Origin of the sequence: Herbaspirillum sp. LeCh32-8 (assembly GCF_017814915.1) — a bacterium.
GTDB lineage: Bacteria > Pseudomonadota > Gammaproteobacteria > Burkholderiales > Burkholderiaceae_D > Herbaspirillum.
Genome location: NZ_JAGIPZ010000008.1, coordinates 80,697 through 102,506, shown reverse-complemented (window position 1 = coordinate 102,506; position 21,810 = coordinate 80,697). Strand labels below are relative to the sequence as shown.

General features: G+C 65.2%; 25 protein-coding genes and 1 riboswitch. Of the genes, 18 read left to right on the top strand and 7 right to left on the bottom strand.

All coding sequences use genetic code 11. From position 1 onward, the window contains the following. Positions 1-4 precede the first annotated feature (4 nt). From mdcG to J8I26_RS15170, 3 genes are read left to right on the top strand one after another with little or no spacing between them, the layout of a single operon-like run. Positions 5-712 carry a malonate decarboxylase holo-[acyl-carrier-protein] synthase gene (mdcG, locus tag J8I26_RS15180; protein WP_209607946.1) on the top strand — a complete coding sequence of 236 codons (708 nt, stop codon included), beginning with the start codon at positions 5-7 and terminating at the stop codon, positions 710-712. After that, positions 700-1,671: a triphosphoribosyl-dephospho-CoA synthase MdcB gene (mdcB, locus tag J8I26_RS15175; RefSeq protein WP_209607945.1), complete on the top strand. Its 972-nt coding sequence runs from the start codon at positions 700-702 to the stop codon at positions 1,669-1,671. The genes mdcG and mdcB overlap by 13 nt, the downstream gene beginning before the upstream one ends. Then, the gene (locus J8I26_RS15170) at positions 1,668-2,612 is read left to right on the top strand and encodes an acyltransferase domain-containing protein (protein WP_209607944.1); all 945 of its coding nucleotides are present in this window, start codon (positions 1,668-1,670) and stop codon (positions 2,610-2,612) included. Before mdcB ends, J8I26_RS15170 begins: the two co-directional genes overlap by 4 nt. Positions 2,613-2,616: 4 nt before the next feature. Here the strand turns inward: J8I26_RS15170 and J8I26_RS15165 are convergent, their stop codons facing one another. Then, entirely contained in the window at positions 2,617-2,847 is a 231-nt protein-coding gene (locus J8I26_RS15165) for a hypothetical protein (RefSeq protein ID WP_209607943.1), read from the bottom strand. 26 nt (positions 2,848-2,873) lie between these two features. On the opposite strand from J8I26_RS15165, the gene J8I26_RS15160 reads away from it, so the two are divergent. The 5 genes from J8I26_RS15160 (at position 2,874) to J8I26_RS15140 (ending at position 6,265) form a co-directional block, all read left to right on the top strand. Then, a complete protein-coding gene (locus J8I26_RS15160; protein WP_209607942.1) occupies positions 2,874-3,122 on the top strand; it encodes a DUF6139 family protein in 249 nt (82 codons plus the stop codon). 36 nt (positions 3,123-3,158) lie between these two features. Next, positions 3,159-3,410 carry a hypothetical protein gene (locus J8I26_RS15155; RefSeq protein WP_209607941.1) on the top strand — a complete coding sequence of 84 codons (252 nt, stop codon included), beginning with the start codon at positions 3,159-3,161 and terminating at the stop codon, positions 3,408-3,410. A gap of 189 nt (positions 3,411-3,599) precedes the next feature. Beyond that, positions 3,600-4,598 carry a fimbrial protein gene (locus J8I26_RS15150; RefSeq protein WP_209607940.1) on the top strand — a complete coding sequence of 333 codons (999 nt, stop codon included), beginning with the start codon at positions 3,600-3,602 and terminating at the stop codon, positions 4,596-4,598. 54 nt (positions 4,599-4,652) lie between these two features. Beyond that, positions 4,653-5,585 carry a 2-hydroxyacid dehydrogenase gene (locus J8I26_RS15145; RefSeq protein ID WP_209607939.1) on the top strand — a complete coding sequence of 311 codons (933 nt, stop codon included), beginning with the start codon at positions 4,653-4,655 and terminating at the stop codon, positions 5,583-5,585. Between the two features lie 200 nt (positions 5,586-5,785). Continuing rightward, positions 5,786-6,265 (top strand): acyl-CoA thioesterase, encoded by a 480-nt coding sequence (locus J8I26_RS15140; protein ID WP_209607938.1) that lies wholly within the window; start codon positions 5,786-5,788, stop codon positions 6,263-6,265. 138 nt (positions 6,266-6,403) lie between these two features. On the opposite strand, the gene J8I26_RS15135 is transcribed toward J8I26_RS15140, so the two are convergent. Next, a complete protein-coding gene (locus tag J8I26_RS15135; protein ID WP_209607937.1) occupies positions 6,404-7,318 on the bottom strand; it encodes a LysR family transcriptional regulator in 915 nt (304 codons plus the stop codon). Between the two features lie 541 nt (positions 7,319-7,859). On the opposite strand from J8I26_RS15135, the gene J8I26_RS22820 reads away from it, so the two are divergent. Beyond that, positions 7,860-9,518, top strand: coding sequence for a methyl-accepting chemotaxis protein (locus tag J8I26_RS22820; protein WP_209607936.1), 1,659 nt, complete (start codon positions 7,860-7,862; stop codon positions 9,516-9,518). A 131-nt stretch (positions 9,519-9,649) separates the two neighbouring features. Here J8I26_RS22820 and J8I26_RS15125 read toward each other — a convergent pair whose 3' ends face one another. Beyond that, a complete protein-coding gene (locus J8I26_RS15125) occupies positions 9,650-10,438 on the bottom strand; it encodes a fumarylacetoacetate hydrolase family protein (protein ID WP_209607935.1) in 789 nt (262 codons plus the stop codon). Positions 10,439-10,567: 129 nt separating this feature from the next. Beyond that, positions 10,568-11,017: a CopD family protein gene (locus tag J8I26_RS15120; protein ID WP_209607934.1), complete on the bottom strand. Its 450-nt coding sequence runs from the start codon at positions 11,015-11,017 to the stop codon at positions 10,568-10,570. Between the two features lie 167 nt (positions 11,018-11,184). Between J8I26_RS15120 and J8I26_RS15115 the strand changes: the two genes are divergently transcribed. Together J8I26_RS15115 and J8I26_RS15110 are read left to right on the top strand one after the other, a co-directional pair. Next, positions 11,185-12,036, top strand: a complete 852-nt coding sequence (locus J8I26_RS15115; RefSeq protein WP_209607933.1) for an MOSC N-terminal beta barrel domain-containing protein — start codon at positions 11,185-11,187, stop codon at positions 12,034-12,036. 120 nt (positions 12,037-12,156) lie between these two features. Next, positions 12,157-13,308: a branched-chain amino acid ABC transporter substrate-binding protein gene (locus J8I26_RS15110; protein WP_209607932.1), complete on the top strand. Its 1,152-nt coding sequence runs from the start codon at positions 12,157-12,159 to the stop codon at positions 13,306-13,308. Between the two features lie 536 nt (positions 13,309-13,844). On the opposite strand, the gene J8I26_RS22700 is transcribed toward J8I26_RS15110, so the two are convergent. From J8I26_RS22700 to J8I26_RS15095, 3 genes are all read right to left on the bottom strand, one after another. After that, positions 13,845-14,186: a hypothetical protein gene (locus J8I26_RS22700; protein ID WP_245200343.1), complete on the bottom strand. Its 342-nt coding sequence runs from the start codon at positions 14,184-14,186 to the stop codon at positions 13,845-13,847. Positions 14,187-14,813: 627 nt separating this feature from the next. Further along, on the bottom strand, positions 14,814-15,848 hold the full coding sequence (galU, locus tag J8I26_RS15100) for a UTP--glucose-1-phosphate uridylyltransferase GalU (protein WP_209607930.1): 1,035 nt from the start codon (positions 15,846-15,848) through the stop codon (positions 14,814-14,816). Positions 15,849-15,926: 78 nt separating this feature from the next. Continuing rightward, on the bottom strand, positions 15,927-16,334 hold the full coding sequence (locus tag J8I26_RS15095) for a hypothetical protein (protein ID WP_209607929.1): 408 nt from the start codon (positions 16,332-16,334) through the stop codon (positions 15,927-15,929). A 458-nt stretch (positions 16,335-16,792) separates the two neighbouring features. Here J8I26_RS15095 and J8I26_RS15090 point away from each other — a divergent pair, with 458 nt between their 5' ends. The 7 genes from J8I26_RS15090 to J8I26_RS15060 all read left to right on the top strand — a co-directional run bounded on the left by J8I26_RS15090 (position 16,793) and on the right by J8I26_RS15060 (position 21,729). Next, positions 16,793-17,047 carry a GlsB/YeaQ/YmgE family stress response membrane protein gene (locus tag J8I26_RS15090; RefSeq protein WP_079214704.1) on the top strand — a complete coding sequence of 85 codons (255 nt, stop codon included), beginning with the start codon at positions 16,793-16,795 and terminating at the stop codon, positions 17,045-17,047. Positions 17,048-17,252: 205 nt separating this feature from the next. Next, positions 17,253-18,902: a phosphoglucomutase (alpha-D-glucose-1,6-bisphosphate-dependent) gene (pgm, locus tag J8I26_RS15085; RefSeq protein WP_209607928.1), complete on the top strand. Its 1,650-nt coding sequence runs from the start codon at positions 17,253-17,255 to the stop codon at positions 18,900-18,902. Between the two features lie 291 nt (positions 18,903-19,193). Further along, positions 19,194-19,484, top strand: coding sequence for a hypothetical protein (locus tag J8I26_RS15080; RefSeq protein WP_209607927.1), 291 nt, complete (start codon positions 19,194-19,196; stop codon positions 19,482-19,484). Between the two features lie 150 nt (positions 19,485-19,634). Then, on the top strand, positions 19,635-19,781 hold the full coding sequence (locus J8I26_RS15075; RefSeq protein WP_209607926.1) for a hypothetical protein: 147 nt from the start codon (positions 19,635-19,637) through the stop codon (positions 19,779-19,781). Between the two features lie 146 nt (positions 19,782-19,927). Further along, positions 19,928-20,239, top strand: coding sequence for a hypothetical protein (locus J8I26_RS15070; protein WP_209607925.1), 312 nt, complete (start codon positions 19,928-19,930; stop codon positions 20,237-20,239). A 125-nt stretch (positions 20,240-20,364) separates the two neighbouring features. Beyond that, positions 20,365-20,608, top strand: a riboswitch (cobalamin riboswitch). 155 nt (positions 20,609-20,763) lie between these two features. Next, on the top strand, positions 20,764-20,970 hold the full coding sequence (locus J8I26_RS15065) for a CbtB domain-containing protein (protein ID WP_209607924.1): 207 nt from the start codon (positions 20,764-20,766) through the stop codon (positions 20,968-20,970). Positions 20,971-20,979: 9 nt separating this feature from the next. Beyond that, positions 20,980-21,729, top strand: a complete 750-nt coding sequence (locus J8I26_RS15060; protein WP_209607923.1) for a CbtA family protein — start codon at positions 20,980-20,982, stop codon at positions 21,727-21,729. Positions 21,730-21,810 lie beyond the last annotated feature (81 nt).

The following is a 21,810-nucleotide window of genomic DNA, read 5'->3' as shown; positions in this document are numbered from 1 at the left end:
GCGCATGCATGAACGCCACCACCTGATCTGGCTGACCGAGGCCGGCTGGCAACGCCAGCTGGCGCAAGCAGTCGACGCGCGCCAGCGCGAGACGATGGCGCACTGGCAGGACAGTCGCTGGCCGCTGGTGGTGCGCCGCGCCGACTCGGATGCCGCCGCTGACGAGATCTGCGCCGGCATCGCCTTGCCGCCGGATGCGCAGGGCAACAAGCCGCGCATCGCCGTGCGGGTGAAGGCCGCCGAGGTCGCGGCCGCGCGCGCGCCATTCCCGCTGCGCGACATCGTTGCGACCCGTTTGCCGCAACTGCCGCCGGGCTGGCCGAGCGCCATGGCCGACCTGCAGGAGCAAATGGCGCGCGCCGGCATCACGCTGGCGGTGTTCGGCTCGCTGGCCTGGCAGGCGGTGACCGGGCAAACCTATCTGCGCAGCACCTCCGACATCGACCTGCTGTTCCAGCCCACCGACCGCGCGCAGCTGGAGCAGGGCGTACGCCTGCTGGCCTACCATGCGATGTTCTTGCCGCTGGACGGCGAGATCGTGTTTCCCGGCGGCGCGGCAGTGTCGTGGAAAGAGTGGCGCCAGGTGGCCGTGCTGGGCGGCAACGCCGACGGCCGCGTGCTGGTAAAGGGGCCTGCTGCGGTGCTGCTGGAACGCGTAGGCGCGCTGGCCGCGAGCCTGCCTGCTGAGGGCGAGGGACGATGCGCAGCCTGAACCACATCGATCGCGATACGGGCACGCCGCGCGCGGCGCTGATCCCGGCCCCGCATTACACGCAAAAGCGCCGCGACGCGCGCGATAACCAGCTCTTTTGCCGCACGCTGGCGCGCCTGGCGCTGCGCAGCCTGCATCAGGAGCTGGTGCTCTATCCCAAGCCGGGACTGGTCTCACCGGTGGACAACGGCAGCCACACTGACATGGATGCCGGCACCTTCATGCGCAGCCTGTTTTCCCTGCGGCGCTACTTTGTCGAGATCGCCGAGGCCGGCGCGCAGGGGCAAGCCTTCCGTCATCTGCAGCGCCTGGCCATCACGGCCGAGGCGCGCATGCTGCGCGCCACCAACGGCATCAATACCCATCGCGGCGCGATCTTCGCGCTGGGCATGCTGTGCGCGGCCATCGCGTATTGCCGCAGCCGCAAGATGACGCTGACCGAGCCGACCATACGTGCAGCCCTGTTGATTCAGTGGGGCGACGCCCTGGCGCGCCATACGCGCGCCGAGATCTCGCCCGAGGCCGTCAGCCACGGCCAGCGCGTGGCCGCAGTGCACGCCGTGGGCGGTGCGCGCGAAGAGGGCGCTCTGGGCTTTCCGTCGGTGTTCGAGGTCGCGCTGCCGCGCCTGCAGGCCACGCTGGCGGCCGGCCGCGGCTGGCGCGAGGCAAAGATCGACGCCTTGTTCGCACTGATGAGCCACATCAGCGACACCAATGTCTACCACCGCGGCGGCGCCGACGGGGCCGCCATCGTGCGCGGCAGCAGCGCCGCCTTTCTCGCCGCCGGCGGCACCGCACAGGCGCACTGGCAGGCGCGCGCTGTCGATTGCCATCACCTGTTCAGCCGCCACCGCTTGTCGCCGGGCGGCGCGGCCGATCTGTTGGCGGCGGCATGTCTGGTGCACCAGGCATGCGCGCTGGGTGACGCCGTCGCGCTGCCGCAGCGACGCCGGGCATGAACATGCGCCTGGCCATTCTCTGCCCCGGCCAATGCGGCCAGCAGGCCGCCATGTTCGACCTTGCGCGCGCCGATGCCCGCGGCGGCGCCTTCCTTGAGCGCTGCCAATGGCCGGCGTTGCTGGATGCGCCGCTGGACGTCGTGTTGTCCGATCCCGCGCGCCTGTTCGCCAACCGCAATGCCCAGCCTTTGATCGTCGCCGCGCAACTGGCCGCCTGGCATGCGATCTCCGCACCGCTTGCTGAAATTGCCGGCAGCCCGACCGTCGTGGCCGGCTACAGTGTGGGCGAGTTGTCGGCCTGCGCAGTGGCCGGCGTGCTCGATGCTGAACAGACGATCGCGCTGGCCGCGCAGCGCGCGCGCTGCATGGATGAGGCGGCCGCCGCGCTGCCGGCGCAGGGCCTGATGTCGGTCGGCGGCGTCGCCGTCGGGCTGGCCCGTGCCTGCCTGCAGCGCCACGGCGCCGGCGTGGCCATCGACACCGGGGAAGACAGCCTGATCGCCGGCGGCCCCAATGCCGCCTTGCAGGCGGCCGCTGTCGAGCTGCAGGCGCAGGGCGCGCGCACCGGCGAGTTGCCGGTCGGTCTGGCCTCGCACACGCCGCTGATGCAGGCAGCCGTCGCGCCGTTCAGCGCGGCCTTGGCTCAGGTGGCCGGCGCTGCGCCCAGCGCGACCTTGCTGGCCGGGGTGAGCGGGCAGGCGGTGGCCGATGCGGCGCAGGCGCGCCAATTGCTGGTGCGCCAGCTGACCGAGACCATCCAGTGGGCCGCCTGCATGGATGCCTGCGCCGAGCGCGGCGTCACGGTCGCGCTTGAGCTGGGCCCCGGCTCGGCCTTGACGCGCATGCTGCGCGAACGCCACCCGCAGATCGCTTGCCGCTCGCTGGCCGACTTCCGCAGCCTGGACGGCGCGCTGGCCTGGCTGCGCCGCCAGGCCGACTGAAAGCTCATCCTTTCCCTTCCTTTTTTTGCAGGCGCACACGCCGGCCGATCGCACGCGGGATCGGCCAGATCGTCTGGAATCGCCCGCCGGCAAGTGCTATGTTGAAGATGGCGGCCCGCGTCCGGCGCGGGCTTGCGTCGCAGCAATTCTTGCTTGAACCAATGCCCGGCATGCCAGTCGGAAAAATGAGGACGCAGTGAATCGGCAAGCCAAGCCTGCGCTCCTGCAATGCCATTGTTCAATCTGACCTGGAGGCCGAAGATGAAAGTCGATGTGTACAAGCGCCCGGATAGCGACGGACTGTTTTCCTATCTTGTCATCCCCCATGAAAAGCCCCTGCCGGAAGAGGTGACCAACACCGACTGGCAGATGCACGAGCAGGATGTGAATTTCGAGCGCGACGGCAAGCGACATTTCACGCTGCAGGCGGAAGACGCCTACAAGCAGATCGGCGAGAAGGGATACGCCATCACCCACCTGAACGAACGCGCCGGCGACGGCGCATCCTGAGCGACCCCTGCGACCACAACCCAAGGAGGAGACACCATGCCAACCGAACAAATGGGCGACTATGAAATCGAGTACTCCGGCGTGCGCGTGATCGGCGGCGAGGAGTGGGTGGCCAACGTCGCCATCTTCGGCCATTCGACCAACCCCATGCACCGCAACCCGGTGTTCCCCTCGCAGCGCGTGCTGGCCGACAAGACCTTCGCCGACGAGAAATCAGCCGAGCAGGGCGCCTTGCAGGTGGCGCATGAAATGCTGGAGTGCGATGGGCGCAAGGCGACGCGGCACTAGCGCCATCAGATTGCATTGCAGCTTGCTTGGCGCTCACTTCATCCCCCGGGCGGGTGAAATGGGCACGGTCAGATATTTTTTGAGATTTTTCCCATAGGAGCCGCCCGGGGATTTCGGCATGATCGGCGTTTTGATAAACGACAGGCTTGCTCTCTCATAGAGTCGTGAGGCGGGCCGGAGAACGATCTCATGCGAAATTATCTGCACAGTGCCCGGGCCTTGGTGGTCATGTTGTTATTGCTGGCGTCGTCAGCAGTGCATGCCGTGGTTTGCAACGACCCGACTTACAACGGTGGGACGAACGATGGATATGGCTCAAATATGGGTGTACGGACTCCTGGTCAAAACGACTACAGGGGGATAGCGGTTCCCAGGGCCTCGCCTGACGGAACCATCCTATGGCGATCGGCGACTATCACCATTCCGATGAGATGCAAAAATGCCGGGATAAATGAGGAGATTTCATTCTTTATCAATCCCTATCGCCAGCAAGCTGTTCCAGGCGCGGTCGTCGGTGTGATCTATAAAGGCCAGATGGCGTTGGTAACCAGTCCGACCGAACTCAAGAAGATCCCGACCGGCTATCACATCAGCCCTGGTCAGACGCTGGACTTCTCTCTCACCTACACGCTTGTATTGGTGAAACAAGGTCCGTCACCCTCCAGTGGGCGTGCCAGAGCGACTTCCACCGTGTTCGGGATTGATGGCGCTGGTGCTCAACCGCAGTCTCAAAACTTTAAGCAATTTCTCTTTTCGGATGTGATATTTACCGAAGGCGGCACCTGCGCGCTGAACCTGGGCGACGCCAACCAGAACATCGTGTTGAAATCCATCAACGTGCGCGATCTGCCCAGCGTGGGCGCCACGGCGGCCAGGACGTCATTCAGCCTCAATGTATCGAACTGCAGCACAGCCGTGCGATCCGCGCGCTTCATCTTCGAGGGCAATACCGCAGCGGAAGACAAGCGTTATTTCGCCAATACCGGCGACGCCGGCGGCCTGGCGATCCGGATGGGCATGAGCTCTCCCGATGCGATCATTACCCCGGAGTCCCCGGACAACGAGGCAGTCGTTGCGGTCAGCGACAAGAGAGCAAGCTTGAACCTGTATGCCGAATATGTGCGTACCGGTGCGCTCAAGGCGGGTAGAGTGTCGTCCAGAGCGACGGTGAGTATCATCTACCAGTAGGTTTTCGCACTAGAATGTCGTGCAAGACAATTTCCCCTTGATTGCCACGACAACATGAAACCGCCACTGCTCGTCCTCATCCACCTCTCCGAGACCAGCCAAGCCATCATTGGCGCCCATTACGACATCCTGTACGCGCCGGATCGCCAGCGTCGCGCCGAGATGATTGCCGGCCCAGCCAAAAAGGTCGCGGTGGTGCTGACCAACGGCGCCACCGGGCTCACCGCCGACGAAATGCGCGCCTTGTCGCACCTGCAGCTGGTGTGCGCGCTGGGGGCCGGCTACGAGAACGTGGACCGGGCCCATGCCGAGGCCGCCGGCATCGAGATCGCCACCGGCGCCGGCACCAACGAGGATTGCGTGGCCGACCATGCGATGGGACTGCTGCTGGCCACCGTGCGCCACATCGCCGCGCTCGACAAGATCACCCGCGACGGCGGCTGGCGCGAGAACCTGCCGCTGCAGCCGCAGCTGGCCGGCAAGCGCCTGGGCATCGTCGGCCTGGGCGGCATCGGCAAGAAGATCGCGCGCCGCGCCGCCGGCTTTGACATCGAGATCGCCTATTGCAACCGCAAGAAGCGCGATGACGTCGACTATCACTACTTCCCGGACGTGGCTCAGATGGCGGCCTGGTCGGATTTCCTGATCGTGGCCGCGCCGGGCGGGGCAGAGACCAAACACCTGATTTCCGAGCGCGTGATCAACGAGCTGGGCCCCAAGGGATATCTCGTCAACATCGGGCGCGGCAGCATCGTCGATACCGCCGCGCTGGGTCGCGCCCTGGCCGAGGGCCGCCTGGGCGGCGCCGGTCTGGACGTGTACGAGAGCGAACCCAAGCCGCCGCAGGAGCTGATCGGCCTGTCCAACGTGGTGCTCACGCCGCACGTGGCGGGCTGGTCGCCGGAATCCATCGACGCGTCGGTGCGCCAGTTCCTGCGCAATTGCGAGGAGCACTTCGCCGCCGCCGAGCCGGTGGTGCGCGCGTAAGCGCCGGCGAGGGCGAAGGCGAAGGCGAGTTTTTCACCATTTCCGCCTGCATTTCATCGATAATGGCGCCGCGGCCCGCTGCATAAAGCGAGTCCGCACGGCGGCCGGATGCGCGCATGGGGGCGCGCGCCGGCCGTCGCCGATCCGGACGTCGTCCGCACCATCCACGATTTACCGCACTACAGAGAGAGCCAAGCGCCATGGACCTGCCATCTCACCAACTCACCATGACGGTCTTGATGACGCCGGACATGGCCAATTTTTCCGGCAACGTGCACGGGGGCACCATCCTCAAGCTGCTGGATCAGGTCGCCTATGCCTGCGGCAGCCGCTATGCCGGTCAGTACGTGGTGACCTTGTCGGTCGACCAGGTGATGTTCCGCCAGCCCATCCATGTGGGCGAACTGGTGACCTTCCTGGCCAGCGTCAACCATACCGGCACCTCCTCGATGGAGATCGGCGTGAAGGTGGTGGCTGAGAACATCCGCACCCAGGTCACGCGCCACGTCAACAGCTGCTTCTTCACGATGGTGGCGGTGGACGACGAACGCAAGCCGATCGCGGTGCCGCCGCTGCGGCCGTTCTCGCAAGAGGAAAAGCGCCGCTTCGAGGCGGCCGTGATCCGCAAGTCGCTGCGCAAGGAGCTGGAGCGGCGCTACGAGGAAATCAAGCCGTCCTGAATCCGCCGCCGCACGCATCTCACAGGCCAGGCCCGGTACGCCGCGCGCGATGACCGGGCGGGCCTGATCCCGGTTTGATCCGGGTCTGATCCCACTCCCGCGCTTTACCCCTCCCGCGTTTTTTTCCTTTTTCCTGATTCAGGTGCGCAGCGCGCCGAACTCCGGCTGGCGCTCGAAATAGGCGCGGATGTGCTCGATGCAGCGCTGCACCTTGAGTGAGCGCTGTTCCCGCCGCGGCACCACCAGATAGGCGCCCAGTCCGGCCATACGCCATTGCGGCAACACCAGCCGCAGCCGGCCGGCATCGAGGTCCTTCTGGATATTGGTGCGCAGCAGGCGTGCCACGCCATGTCCCTGTACCGCCAGCAGCTGCAGCGATTGCGCATGGTTGGCGCTGATGCGGCTGCTTACGCGTACGCGTGTGCTGCGCCCGGCGCGGTCGACCAGTTCGAGGACGGGCGCGTCGCCTTGCGGCGTGAACTGCAGGAATTCATGGTCGGGCAGGTCGGCCGGCGAGAAGATGGGCGCATGCGCATCGAGATAGGCCGGCGCGGCGCACAGCACGTCCTGGAAATGCGCGATCTGGACGCTGCCGGTGTGCGGCTCGGGCGAGTGGCCGATGCGCAGGGCGAGATCGATGCGGTGTTCGATCAGGTCGATGTCATGGTCGCTGACGTCGAAACTCAGCTTGATGCGGGGATGCTTGCTGATGAAATCCTGCAGCGCCGGAATCAGGTATTGGCAAGACATGAAGCTCGATACCGCCACCCGTAGTTCGCCCACCGGTTCATCGCGCAGCTGCGCCACTTTCTGCCGGCCTTCGCGTGCGGCGCGCACCACCTTGACGCACTCGTGGTAGTACAGGCGGCCGGCCTCGGTCAGGCTCAGCTTGCGGGTCGAGCGGTGCAGCAGCAGGGATCCCAGCGATTCTTCCAGCGCGCGGATGTGCTGGCTCACCGCCGAAGCCGTCAGACCCAGTTCCGTGGCGGCGCGTGAAAATGCACCCAGTTCCACGACCCGGGCAAAGATCGCCATGCGTGGCAAGTAGTCCATGTGTCAACTCGTTGGAGATAGAACGTCGGTAAGCGGGGCCCGGCGTCTCCCGTTATTTTTCTTGTTGATCGTCCCATGATTCGGGACGGCGATGCTCCCTGCTGAATGCGAACATTATATCGACGACGTTCCTTCTTGTCTTCAGCAAATGGATTGGATCCAGTTTTCATGCGGGTAAGGATGGCAATGCCATGGAATGGCTGACCCGTAAGAATGCGAGTAGATTGTCTCTCTGGAAGCCCTCTCGGCGTGATCCGCAGGCCTGTTGGGCAGGAATTGGCAAGTGAAGAAGAATTGATGAAAGATAAATATTTCAGTGCCACTAAAGAAAGACATTAACAAATCGCCACTAATCAAGAATTACGCGATGGCATATAGTCCGGCCTGGCTTTTTGCGTTGTCATACCAGCATTGCGACCGGGAAGGACGGCCACTGCCAGGTGGAGAGCGACCTGCCGAAGGGGCGGCACGATCCGGGCGAAGAACGCGGACGGCTGAACACAAGCAACGGCGTGAGGGCGCCGAATCATGAGGGGTACCCGTGAGTTTGAAGAACATGAAGGTCGTGACCCAGCTGATGCTGGGATTTACCGCAGTGATCGCGCTGACCGCCTGCCTGGGCGGCGTGTCGCTGTACAAGGTGGACCAGGTCAACTCGCACCTGACCGAAATCCGCAGCAACTGGATGCCCAGCGTGCGCGCCGCGCTGACCATGACGCTCGATCTGCGCTCCATCAACCTGGCCGAGTATCGCGCGGTGACTTCGGCCAATGCCGCCGAACTGAACGACGCCAAGGAACGTATCACCAGCTCCATCGCGCGCTATCGCCGCTCCTCGGCCGAGTACGGCGAGCTGGTCGACACGCCTGAAGAGAAGGCGCTCTACGACGAGCTGCAAAGACTGTTCCCGAGCTATCTTGAACTCGATCGCGAGATCGTCGCGTTGGTCGACCAGGGCAACAGCGAGGCCGCCGTGCAGGTGATCAAGGTCAAGCTGTTCCCGGTGCGCAGCGCCATGGAGACGGCCCTGCAGAAGATCGCCGACGCCAATCGGGCCGGCGCCGACAAGGAAAGCAATGCCGCCCAGCAGGCTTATCTGGAGACGCGCTCGGTGGTAATTGGCGTGACCGTGCTGGCGGCCCTGGTGTCACTGGCCATCGCCCTGTTCATCGCGCGCCGCCTGGCGCGCCAGCTGGGCGGCGAGCCCGGCGACGCCATGCGCTTGTCGGCCGAGATTGCCGCGGGCAATCTGCGCGCCGATGTGGCGCTCAAGGACAAGGACGGTTCCAGCCTGATGTATTCGCTGGCGCAGATGCGCAATCAGCTGGCGTCGCTGGTGCGCCAGATCAAGTCGACCAGCGAGTCCATCACAGTGGCTTCGGGCGAGATCGCCCAAGGCAACGCCGACCTGTCGCAACGCACCGAGGAGCAGGCCGCCTCGCTGGAGGAAACTGCCTCCAGCATGGAAGAGCTCACCAGCACCGTGCAGCAGAACGCCGACAACGCCTCCAAGGCCAGCCAGCTGGCGCGCAGCGGCTCCGAAGTGGCGCGCCGTGGCGGCGAGGAAATCTCGCGCGTGGTCGGCACCATGCGTGAGATCGCCGGCAGCTCGCACCGCATGGCGGAGATCATCTCCGTGATCGAGGGCATTTCCTTCCAGACCAATATCCTGGCGTTGAACGCCGCCGTCGAAGCAGCGCGCGCCGGCGAGAACGGTCGCGGCTTCGCGGTGGTGGCCACCGAGGTGCGCGCGCTGGCGCAACGCAGCGCGACCGCCGCGCGCGAGATCAAGGAGCTGATCACCGACTCGGTGGACCGCATCAAGGCCGGCACCGAGCTGGTCGAGGGCGCCGGCCAGACCATTTCCGAAATCATGACCTCGGCCGGCCGCACCACAGACATCATGAGCGACATCGCGTCCGCCTCCGAAGAGCAGAGCTCGGGCATCGGCCAGATCAATACCGCCATCGTGCAGATGGACCAGGTGACGCAGCAGAACGCGGCGCTGGTGGAGCAGGCCGCCGCCGCCGCCCAGGCGCTGATGCAACAGGCGCGCGAGTTGTCGGCTGCGGTGTCGGTGTTCAAGGTGGAAGAGGGCGAAGCGCTCGCCATGGTCGGCCATGTCGCGCCGCAGCGCCTGCAGCTGGCGTCGCAGCGTGCGCGAAGCGAGGGTGCGTTGCTGGCCTATCAGCAGGACTAGGTTGTTGGATACGCGCCGACGCGACAGCGCAATCGCATGAACGCAAAAACGGGATGGCATGCCATCCCGTTTTTCCTGGTCGCGCAGTTTTTGCTTTTTCTGTGCGTGTTGCTCCTTTTGGAGCAGGCGCCTCAGGTGAGGTGCACCGTCACCGATCCCAGGATGCCGAGGTCGGCGACGATGGTCTGGCCGGCACGCACCGCCATCGGCACGATGGTCGAGCCGGAGGCCACGATGTGGCCTTCGCCCAGCGTCAGGCCGTGCTGGGAGAGTTCGTTGACCAGCCAGGCCAGCGCCACGCGCGGGTCGCCCAGCACCTGTGCGCCGCTGCCTTCGCGCTGTTCGCCGCCGTTGATGCGGCCGAAGGTTTGCAGGGCGGAGAGGTCCAGCGCGCGCCAGTCGCCGGCGGCGGGCGCGCCCAGTACGAACTGGTCGGCGCAGGTATTGTCGGCGATCAGCTGGGCGGCGCCGACTTCCTTGAACTTGTCGTAGCGGGTATCGGGGATCTCGATGGCCGGATGCACCGAGCCGACCGCGTCCATCACTTCATCCAGCGTGTAGGGGGCGGCGCGCGGCGGCAGGGCGCGGCGCATGCGGAAGGCGACTTCCACTTCCATCACGCTCATCAGGCTGTCGCCCAGCGAGATCGTGGCGCCGTTGCGGTGCACGCGTTCGGCCAGCAGGCGGCCGGCCAGCGGCGCATCGACGTTAAGCAGCTTCTGGCCGCCGGGGCCGGTGGCGCCGATCTTCCAGCCGGCCAGCGGGGCGAAGCTGCGCGCCTCCAGGCGGCCCTGGATGTCATAGGCTTCCTTGCGGTCGGTCGGGCGCAGGCCTTCGGGCAATTGCGGGATGCGGCGTCCATGGGCCCAGCAGTCCCACAGCAGGTCAGCCGCTTGTTGGCGTTGCGATTCGGTCAGCACTACGTTTCCCCTTTTTTTTCTGATTATGTCTTGGCGTGCCGGCGCGTGCAGGCGCCGAGCTTTGCCATCATAGTCATATTTGCAGCGGGTGCGGTGTCAGGAATGTAAAAAACGCAGCCGGCGCGAAACTCAGGCCGCCAACGGCCCCAGCGCGCCCAAGGCGATGCTCAGCAGGCCCAGGCACAGGTTGATGCCCACCAACAGGCGGATCTGGCCCAGCGCGCGGGCCGCGCGGTCCCAGTCCTGCTGGGCGGCGTAGAGCTTGAGGCGGCGGAACGGCGCAAAGAACACGTGGCCGAAGATCAGCATCATCAGCACCCCGGTGCCGGCCATGGCGTGCACGTAGAGCGGCGCATGGCCTGATCCCATCAGTGCCATCATGTGCAGGCCGCTGCCCAGCACCAGCGCGATGGCGATCCATACCCAGGTAAAGAAGCCGCCCAGCGCGGCGGCCATCAGCACCAGCCGTTGCGGCGGCTGCAGGGAGGCGAGCGCCGGACGCAGGGCCATGTGGGCGAAAAACATGCCGCCGACCCAGATCGTGGTGCCCAGCAGATGGATGAATTTGGCGATCAGCATGTCACTCCCGTCAGGTAAGAGCCGGTTTTGTAAAGATGCGCCATTGTCGCACGCGTCGCACGCCGGCGGCATCGGCGGCGGACGTGCTTGTGGTATGGTCATGCGCAGAGAGCATCGCCACCCGCCTCCGACGGCAGGTGCGCCGCATCACCGGAGAATCTACCCGCATGGCCACACTGAGCGCAATCACCATCTACCCGATCAAGTCCTGCGGCGGCATCGCGCTGAACCAGGCCGGCATCGGTCCGCTGGGCCTGGCGCTGGATCGGCACTGGATGCTGGTCGACGAACAGGGGCAGTTCCTGACCCAGCGCAGCCACGCCGCCATGGCCTGCATCACGCCGCGCTTCGACGCCGGCGAACTGTGCCTGACTGCGCCCGGCATGGCCGAGCTGCGCCTGCCGCTGGAAGGCGCCGACGGCGAACAGCTCGCGGTGACGGTATGGAAGGACACCGTGATCGCCCTCGACCAGGGCGCCCGGGCGCGCGCCTGGTTCTCGGCCTATCTCGGCGTCAATGCCCGGCTGGTGCGTTTCAAGCCGGACGTCGAGCGCGTCTGCAGCGCCCGCTGGACTGGTGAACATCGCGCCACCACGCAATTTTCCGACGGCTATCCGCTGCTGGTCATCGGCCAGGCTTCGCTGCAGGATCTCAACGCCAGGCTGGCCGCCAAGGGGGCGCCGGCGCTGCCGATGGAGCGTTTTCGCCCCAACCTGGTGATCGACGGGCTGGACGCCTACGAGGAAGATTTCGTCGACACCATCCGACTCGGCGAAGGCGAGGATGCGGTGGAGCTCAAGCTGGTCAAGCCTTGCGCGCGCTGCCCGGTGCCCGGCATCGACCAGCGCACCGGTCTGCGTGATGCACAGTGGCCGGACGAACCAATGGACACGCTGGCCGCGTACCGCGCCAACGAACGCGTGGGCGGCGGCCTGACCTTCGGCCAGAACGCCATTGTCAGCCGTATCGGCGGCGAGATCCGCGTGGGGCAGGCGTGCAGCTGGGAATTCAACTTCTGACGTCGATCCTTTGGGCTTGGCGCAAAACCTGCTAGGGAAGGCGGGGCGCCCGGGCGGTTGCGCCGGGAGTAGTAAAAAAACGTAAAAGAACAGGCAACACGGGAAGGGATGGACAGGGCAATGCGTAATTGGATAACGGGCGTCGCCATGGCGGCGGCGACCCTGGGGCTGGGAGCCATCGCCACGATGGCGCGAGCCGAACCGCGCACGGTGGTGATCGGGCTGGCGGCGCCGATGAGCGGTTTGTCAGGCAGCACCGGGCTGGCGCTGGAGCGCGCCGCGCAGATCGCCATCGACGACGTCAACGACACGCGGCCGGTCATCGGCGGCGAAGCGGTCAGCTTCAAGCTGCAGTCCCAGGACGATCGCGCCGACCCGCGCACCGGCGAGCTGATCGCCGAGTACTTCGTCAAGAGCGGCGTGGCCGCCGTGGTGGGGCACTGGAACAGCGGCGTGGGCATTCCCGCCTCCCGGATCTACGCCGCTGCCGGCATCCCGCAGGTTTCTCCGGCCACCACCTCGCCGGCCTATACCCGCCAGGGATTCGCCACCGCCTTTCGCATCGTTCCGCACGACGGCGACGGCGCGCGCCACACTGCCGAGTACGTGCTGCGTGAGATGAAGGCCGCGAGCATCGTGGTGATCGACGACCGCACCGTCTTCGGCGCAGGCTACGCGGCGGAATTCGAAAAATCCGTGAAGGCCTTGCAAGGCAGGATCGCCGCCCATTACTCGGTGAGCAGCAAGACCTCGGACTTCAACGGCATCCTGCGCTCGGCGCGCAGTCTGAAGCCCGATGTGGTGTTCTTCGCCGGCATCGATGCGCAGGCCGCGCAGTTGGCCAGCGACATGCGGCGCCTGAAGATCACCGCGCCGCTAGTGGGAATCGGTGGTCTGGTCGGCCCCACCTTCCTGCAGCTGGCAGGGCAGGCGGGCGAAGGAACGGTAGTGGTGGAGCCCGGCCTGGCCTCGTACAAGGGGTCGCAATGGACGCGCTTCGAAGCCGCCTGGAAGACTCGCTACCGTGACGAGATTTATCTCTACGCCCCGTTCGCCTACGACGCCGTGCGCACCATCGCGGCCGCCATGCGCGAAGCCAATTCGGTCGATCGCGCCAAGGTGACGGCGGAACTGCACAAAATCCGCTACCGCGGCATTACCGGCAACATCGGCTTCGATAAGGACGGCAACCTGCGCGAGCCGATCTTTACGCTTTATGAAGTCAGGAACGGCCGCTGGGTTGTCATCAAGACCATCGGCGACAAGGGTTGATTGGCGTGTCGGTTGGTCACAAAGCTGACGACACTGGGTTCCTGCTTTCGCAGGAACGACGGCTTTCCCGGTCTCACTGATATCTGACGGAGAGCCGGCTGGAGATGTTGCTGGAGTTGCCGGCGGCGAAGCAGGCTTGAGCGATATTGCCGGCGCAGGCTGAACGACGCTGGGCCCCTGCGTTCGCAGGGCGACGGAGATGAAAGCGTAGATAACCTGTCGTTCCTGCGAAAGCAGGAACCCAGCGTCGTTCGTTGCGCACGGAGAGGCGGTTGAACGAATAGTCTCCGTTGCTCCCACCACCGTCGTCCCTGTGAAAGCAGGAACCCAGCGTCGTCCGTCGCGCATGGCGAGGCGGTTGAACGAATAGTCTCCGTTGCTCCCGCCACCGTCGTCCCTGCGAACGCAGGGACCCAGTGTCGTTCGCAGCACACCGGGGAACATATCCAGCGCCAGCCGCCGCAAAACAAAAATGCCGCCCGATGTTCATCGAGGCGGCATTTTCATTTCAGCAAGCGCACGCAGGCGCCGGCGGATTACTTCTTGGGACGGCCGACCTTCAGCGGCGTCAGGCCGCCGAGGATGTCCTTCAGTTCGGCGATCTTCAGGTTCTTGATCAGCGACACGCCGATGCGCAGCAGGTCGCTCTTCTTGATCTCGACGCCGGCCTTCAGGCAGGACTTCTTGACTTGCGCCAGCACCGCGTATTCGTTCTCGGGCATGGTGAAGCTGTCGCGCACTTGCTTGACCTTCTTCGGCTTGGCGGCCTTCTTCTCGGCCTTGCTCAGTGCCGGCTTTGCGGCTGCCGGTGCGGCCGGCTTCTTCGGTGCGACTGCCTTGGGGGCAGGCTTCGGAGCCGCTGCGGGCTTCGGCGCCACGGGCCTCGGTGCTGCTGCTTTCGGTGCAGCCTTGGGGGCTGCGGTCTTCGGTGCGACGGCCGTCGCTGCCTTGGCTGCGGGACGTGCGGCGGGCTTTGCAGCCGGCTTTCTGACGATGGCCTTGGCTGCGGTTGCGGCCTTGGCGACAGGTTGTTTCTTTGCGGTCGTTGCGGTTTGTGTTCTGGTTGCCATGAACCCTCCTCTGAAAATCAATATAAACAATATATATTTTTTAAATCACTGCCGCAATCGAGATTGCAAAATGTGAACGATTTCACAATGAATTGCGTGCATCAAACACCGTTGCAAACGTTTACAACGATTGTTTCCGTGACAAAAAAATGACATGGCGCTGGAAAAATGCATCCCGGCCAACACCCGGCCGCGAAGCGGCGAGCGATGACAAAGCGCGATCGGGGAGCTCAATGAAGGCCATGGCGGCGATCCTAGCAAGTCCAGGTTAAAGCTCTGTGACAACGCAGGAAAACAATTTACCGCGCCGGCCCGGCGCGGTCGCTGGCGGGAAAGCCGGTGCGAAGAAGCGCGGGGGAGACCTGCGCAACAAAAAAAGCAGTCCGGCCGCGAACGGCGGGACTGCTGTACAAAACATCGGTCTCTACTGGGGACTTACATGAAACTGCGGGTTGCTGCTGGCTTGTTTTCGGTGGATGCCGTCAGCGGGCGGCGCGCCTGCTGGGCGGAATCGAATTCCTTGATGTCGGCGCTCTTGACCGCGCCCATGGCGGCGGTGGCCTTCAGCTGGGTCGCCTGCTGCAGATCCTGGTCGGTCTTGAAGTCGCGCAGGAAGTGGGCGAAGTTGCTGCCCACTTCATGGTGCTTGATGCCCATCGCCACGGCCGCCTTCAGGTAGCCCAGCTTGGAGCCGCAGTCGAAGCGCTGGCCTTCGTAGCGATAGGCCAGGATCTGTTCCTCGGCCAGCAGGGCAGAGATGGCGTCGGTGAGTTGCAGTTCGCCGCCGGCGCCGGTGGTGATGTTTTCCAGGCGCTCGAAGATCGCCGGGGTCAGCACGTAGCGGCCCACTACGGCCAGGGTCGACGGGGCGACTTCAGGGGCCGGCTTCTCGACGATGCCGCTGACCAGCTCCAAGCGGTCGCGGTATTCGCTGCCGCTGACGATGCCGTACTGGCGGGTATCCAGGCGCGGCACGTCCTGCACGGCCAGGAGGCTCTTGCCTTCCTGCTCGAACATCTGGGTCATCTGCGCCATGACGTTCTTTTGGCCGGCTTCGACGTCCATGAAGTCGTCGGCCAGCAGCACGGCGAAGGGTTCGTCGCCCACCAGCGGCTTGGCCAGCAGCACGGCGTGGCCCAGGCCCAGCGGTTCAGCCTGGCGCACGTACACGCAATTGATGTGTTTGGGGATGACGGTCTGGACCATCTCCAGCAGCTTGGTCTTGCCGGCGGCTTCCAGTTCGCTTTCCAGCTCATAGGCCTTGTCGAAGTGGTCTTCGATGGCGCGCTTGTTGCGGCCGGTGATGAAGATCATCTCGGTGATGCCGGCTTCGACGGCTTCCTCGACGGCGTACTGGATCAGCGGCTTGTCGACGATAGGCAGCATTTCCTTGGGTTGCGCCTTGGTGGCGGGCAGGAAACGGCTGCCCAGGCCGGCGACGGGAAAGACTGCTTTAGTGATTTTTTTCATGATAGGCCCAAGTAGAGTTGATTGAAGGACGTGGCATCCTCACCCACTGCGTGTTTCACAGGATCCTGAACGCGACGTTCAGGCCTGCTTCTTGTTCTTGATCATCTTCAGCTGCAGGAACGCGCGGGCGCCGTGAAACAGCGGCGCGTTGGCGGGAAAGGCATGGCTCAGCAAGCCAGCCGCCGCATCCAGCATCGCACCACCGCTGAAGCGGCCGCGCGATTCATTCTGTGCTGCCTGCTCGTCGAATTGCACGCGCTCCGGCGCGCTGCCTTCATTGAGCTGTTCCAGCACCGAGGCCAGTTGCGGTGCCTTCACCGAAATCTGGCGCAGCAATTGCGCTGATTCGCGAGCATGCTGGTTGGCCGCCTCGGCAAACGAGACATCGACCTGCTTGCCGCTCTCGCGGCGGGCGCTGAAGGCAAGCAGGGCGAAGCTGTTGGCGAAGGGTTGCGGCTGATCCAGGCGAGTCTCGGTGGTGAGCATGGCGGCGTGGCTTTCGTGGCGTTGATCCTGCAGTTGTCGTTGTACGGGGCGGGTGCATCCCTTCACGTCATGGCGCACAGTCCCGCTGATCTGATTTGACGCCAGCTTAAGAACTTGCTGCGTTGCGAGCTATAGGAATGCCGCCTTTTGATGTGTAGGAAAACAGGAAAAGATCGCCTCGCCTCGTCCTGCCCGAGGGGGGCTGGGCAGCGGCGACGGCGCGACGGGCGGGCGTCGGCGTGCGATGCCCGCCTTCCCGGCGCGCCTGTCGGGCGTCGGCGACATCGCGATGAAAGCCTTGTCCGCAAAGGCTTCGGGGCTTGTCCTACAAGGGGTCGGGGCGCTGTCCGATAGCTGGCGCGCGCCGGTCTTCCTACCATGGCCTCATCTGTCGGCGCCCTGGCGCACGGCAGCCTCAAAACAGAAGGATCCCTCCACATCACACGAAAGGGCACATCATGGAACACGGACTCATTGCTTGGCTCATCATCGGCGCGGTTGCCGGCTGGCTGGCGGGCGTACTGGTGAAGGGCGGCGGCTTCGGCCTGCTGGCGGACATCCTGATCGGTATCGTCGGCGCCGTCATCGGCGGCTGGCTGGCCGGTCTGCTTGGCATCGCGGTGGGCGGCGGCATCCTGGCCTCCATCCTCACGGCCACGCTGGGCGCGATCGTCCTGTTGGTCATCGTGCGTGCCTTTACGCGACACGCCTGACACGCAGCAACGCCTCACGCGCAGTAACCGACAATGCGCCCGCGGCAGCCGCCGGGGCGCATTTTCTTCGTTTCGGAGTGGGCCTGCCTTACAATGCCCGCCATCATGGCAATAAGAATTCGATGAGCGGTTCGATGAACGATGAGCTTTGCTCCCTGTCGAACCGCCAGTCTCCGTTTCCATCCATTCATAAATAACTACATCCATGAGCAGCGTCAATCCACTGGCCGGCAAACGCGCGGCGCCCTCGGCACTGGTCAACCTGCCGGTGCTGATCTCCAACTACTACAGCCTGCGTCCGGACGTGGCCGAGTCCACGCACCGGGTGGCCTTCGGCACCTCTGGCCATCGCGGCAACGCCAACGCCCACAGTTTCAATGAATGGCATGTACTGGCCATCACCCAGGCCATTTGCGACTATCGGAAGGAGCAGGGCTTCAAGGGCCCGCTGTTCCTGGGCATCGACACCCACGCCCTGTCCGAACCCGCCTGGCACAGCGCGCTGGAAGTGCTGGCCGCCAACGAGGTGGTCACCATGCTGGCCGAAGGCAGCCCGTATGCGCCGACCCCGGCCGTGTCGCACGCCATCCTGACGCACAACCGCGTGCACCGCGACGCGCTGGCCGACGGCATCGTGGTCACGCCCTCGCACAATCCGCCCGACAACGGCGGCTTCAAGTACAACATGCCCAACGGCGGCCCGTCCGACTCCAACGTCACCGGCTGGATCGAGAAGCGCGCCAACGCCTATCTGGAGAAGCAACTCGACGGCGTCAAGCGCGTCACCTTCGAGAAAGCGATCAAGGCCGACACCACGCGCCGCTATGATTACCTCGACAACTACGTCGGCGACCTGCCCAACATCATCGACCTGGCGGCGATTGCCGGCGCCAACGTCAGGATCGGCGTCGACCCGCTGGGCGGGGCCGGCGTGCATTACTGGTCGGCCATCGCCGATCGTTACAAGCTGAACCTGGAAGTGGTCAATACCGAGGTCGATGCGGCCTTCCGCTTCGTGCCGCTGGACTGGGATGCGCAGATCCGCATGGATCCGTCCTCGCCGTACGCGATGACCGAGCTGATCGCGTTGAAGGAGCGCTTCGACGTCGCGCTGGCCTGCGACACCGATCACGACCGCCACGGCATCATCGCCAAGAGCACCGGTCTGCTGCCGGCCAACCATTACCTTTCCACCGCGGTGTACTACCTGTTCCGCCATCGTCCGGCGTGGCGTGCCGAGGCCGCAGTCGGCAAGACCCTGGTGTCGAGCCAGATGATCAATCGCGTGGCCGACCACCTGGGCCGCAAGCTGCTGGAAATGCCGGTGGGCTTCAAGTGGTTCGTCGACGGCCTGTACGACGGCAGCCTCGGTTTCGGCTGCGAAGAGAGCGCCGGCGCCTCCTTCCTGCGTTTCGACGGCCAGCCCTGGAGTACCGACAAGGACGGCATCACCGCCGCCTTGCTGGCCGCCGAGATGACCGCGCGCACCGGCAACGACCCGGGCAGGATCTATGAAGAGCTGACCCAGCAGCTGGGCGCGCCGCTGAACGGCCGCATCGAAGCCGCGGCCACGCCGGAGCAGAAGGCGCGCCTGTCCAAGCTCTCGCCCGAGGACGTCAGTTCGACCGAGCTGGCCGGCGAGCCCATCCGCGAGGTGTTGACCACGGCGCCGGCCAACGGCAAGGCGTTTGGCGGCCTGAAGATCGTCACCGACAACGGCTGGTTTGCCGCGCGTCCGTCCGGCACCGAGAGCATCTATAAGATCTACGGCGAAAGCTTCCGCGACCAGGGCCACCTGGACAAGATCTTTGCCGAGGCGCAGGAAATCGTTTCCCGCGCGCTCAAGACCGGCTGATCCGTCACCCGCGCCAGGTATTGCGCGAACGCCGGTTGCTCAAGGGCAACCGGCGTTTTTCTTTGCGTTTGCGCCAGCCGTTTCTTCCAGACTTCCTACAAGCGAATGCTCCGGTGTCCTGCTGCCGCGCTGGCGACGCATTCGTAAGATGAAGTTGCCTTCTTTTCATCCGCGCTCATGCGCCCGGGATTGCAAGCAGGGTGCAGGCGACGATAGAGGGCACCGCCCGGCGCGGTGGGCATGAGCCGCTGCGCCGATATCGCTGAACGCATCGAGGCAAGGAGGGCCGACATGGACAATCAGGCGCAAGGATCACAGGCTGCCGCAGCACTGCTGCGACCACTCAGCCCGCTGCAGTTGCGGGCGCAGCGCGAACGCGCAGGCGAAGCCAAGGCAGCGCGCCAGGGCAGGGCGTCGGTATCGCCGGCGCAACATAAGCCTGTTCTGGAAACCGATGAATTCCGCGTGGTCGAACCCGACGGCACCGAAGACCCGTGGGCCAGCGCAGACGACGGCGTGGTGCCGGATCGCCCGGCTCCGGAAGGCGATGCGGGGCGTGAGTACCATCGCAAGGACGACTGACCAGGAGATGCACATGCACAAGCCGCAAGATACGCCGCCCGTCGAGGTTCCGCCGCTGGATCCGACGCCGCCGCAAGATCCGATTCCCCATCAACATCCGAGCGGCCGATCGCATTGAGGATCGCAAGCCGCCAGCGGAGGAGGCCTACGTTGAACTACGCTTTGCACACGCCCCAGGAGACGCCGCCGACCCACGATCCGCATCTGCCGCCTCCGGAGTTGCCCGACGACGACCCGATCCCGGTCGAGGATCCGCCCCTCAATCCGCGTCCCTCGGACAAGCCCATCCGCATGTAACGGCCGGCGCGGCGGCATCTGATCGTCGGTCCGAGGGGGGGCTGATCACGATGCGGCCATGGCCTCATCGCCTCTTATGATTTTGATGACGCGCCGCCCCCGCGGCCGTCGCACGGCATCCTGTTCTTTTTCCGGAGGAGTTTGTCATGCGTCATCGTCCCGGTGTTTCCCCTATCCCCAATTTTGCCCAGATCTTCGGCGCCGGTGTCGGCTCGGTCGCGCTGACACCGGTGGCGCCCGGCGCGGCCGCGGCAGCGGCCGGCCCCCGCGCGCCGGCGCCTGATCCCGCCGCCGGCCCGATCGACAAGGAGATCCGCCGCATCAACAGCGCCCACCAACCGGAGGTGCGCGAAGTTGCCTCCGACAATGAAATCGGACGCGACATCGTCGATGAAGATGCGCGCCGCCTGGCCGCCCAGCAGCGCTCGGTGCGCAAGCAGGAGCGCACGCGGCGCTGATCCGGTCGCGGCGGGCGCAGGCAGGGCGCATAACGGTGGTCTGATTTGTTGTCGCGGCGGCAATTGTTTTGGTCGTCGCCGGCCGCCATCCGGTTGCTCCATCGGCGTGCGGCCTTTATACTGCGCGCCATAGCATTGCTTCTGGTATCCCGCGCGCAGCCGCGCCAGGGATTGAAACGGGAAGCCGGTGCGGCCCGCCCGAACACTGCAGGCCCATTCCGGCGCTGCCCCCGCAACGGTAAGCGAGGAAGGACACGCATCACGCCACTGTGCCCCGGGGTTCGCCCCGACATGGGAAGGCGCCTGTCCATGAGGTCGCAAGGCCTCGTCCCGCAAGCCCGGAGACCGGCCCGAAGCGTATTCTGATTTGCATCGCGGAGGGCGATCGTACGGACAGCTTCCCCATATCCCGGTTGAGTCAAGCCTGACCATCGACACCCGCCATCCCTGTATGGCGCGTGGCACCGGGCATGGGCGCTTTCGTCGCCGGCCTTCGTTTCATCCATCGAACCAGGGAAACCAACATGGCCAGCACATCCGGCATCACTCCGAGCAGCACCCTCGACCAGGCCGCCAGCGGCAGCAACGTCTGGCGCGACCGTATTGCGCCGTCGCTGCTGGCCTTCGCCCTGGGCGTTGCGCTGATCTACGGCGCCGGCTTCGCCTCCAAGGTCGAGCTGCACAACGCCGCCCACGACGGTCGCCACTCGGCCGGCTTCCCCTGCCACTGAAGGACGCGCATGAACTGGACGATTTTCCGGCGCATGGCGTCGGCCGTGGTCATTGCCGGCGCGCTGTCGGGCATCCTGCTCTCGGGCGTGCAGCAGCTGCAGGTGGAAAAGATCATCCTCAAGGCCGAGGAATACGAGAAGGCCGGCGAAGCCGAGCATGCGCACCAGCATGAGGCCGCGGCAGCAACTGCGACTGCTGCGGCTGCGGCTGCGCCTGCCGCCGCCGACCATGAACACGAACACAGCCACGACGGCGACGAGTGGGAGCCGGCCGACGGCGCCGAGCGCACCGGCTACACCGTGCTGGCCAACGTCAGCATGGCGATCGGTTTCGCGCTGATGCTGGTGGCGGCGATCGCCGTCAGCGGCCGTCAGGTGAGCTGGCGCAGCGGCCTCCTGTGGGGGCTGGCCGGCTACCTGGTGTTCTTCGTGGCCCCCTCGCTGGGCTTGCCGCCGGAAGTGCCGGGCACCATGGCCGCGCCCCTGCATGCGCGCCAGTTGTGGTGGGTGATGACCGCCGGCATGACCGCCGTCGGCCTCGGCGCCATCGTCTATGCCCGCGCCTGGCCGTGGAAGCTGTTGGGCGCCTTGGTGCTGGTCGTGCCGCACGTGATCGGCGCGCCGCAACCCGAGGTGCACGGCAGCGTCGCGCCCGAAGAGCTGGCGCAGGCCTTCATCCACGCCACCGCCGTTGCCAATGCGGTGTTCTGGCTGGCGCTGGGCGGGCTGACCGGATTCTTCTATCGCCGGTTCGGCTGAACGGCCAGGACTTGGTAACGGATGCGGCGGCAGGCGCTTGTTGGCGCCTGCCGCCGCAACGCATTTGAACGCGCACCAGAG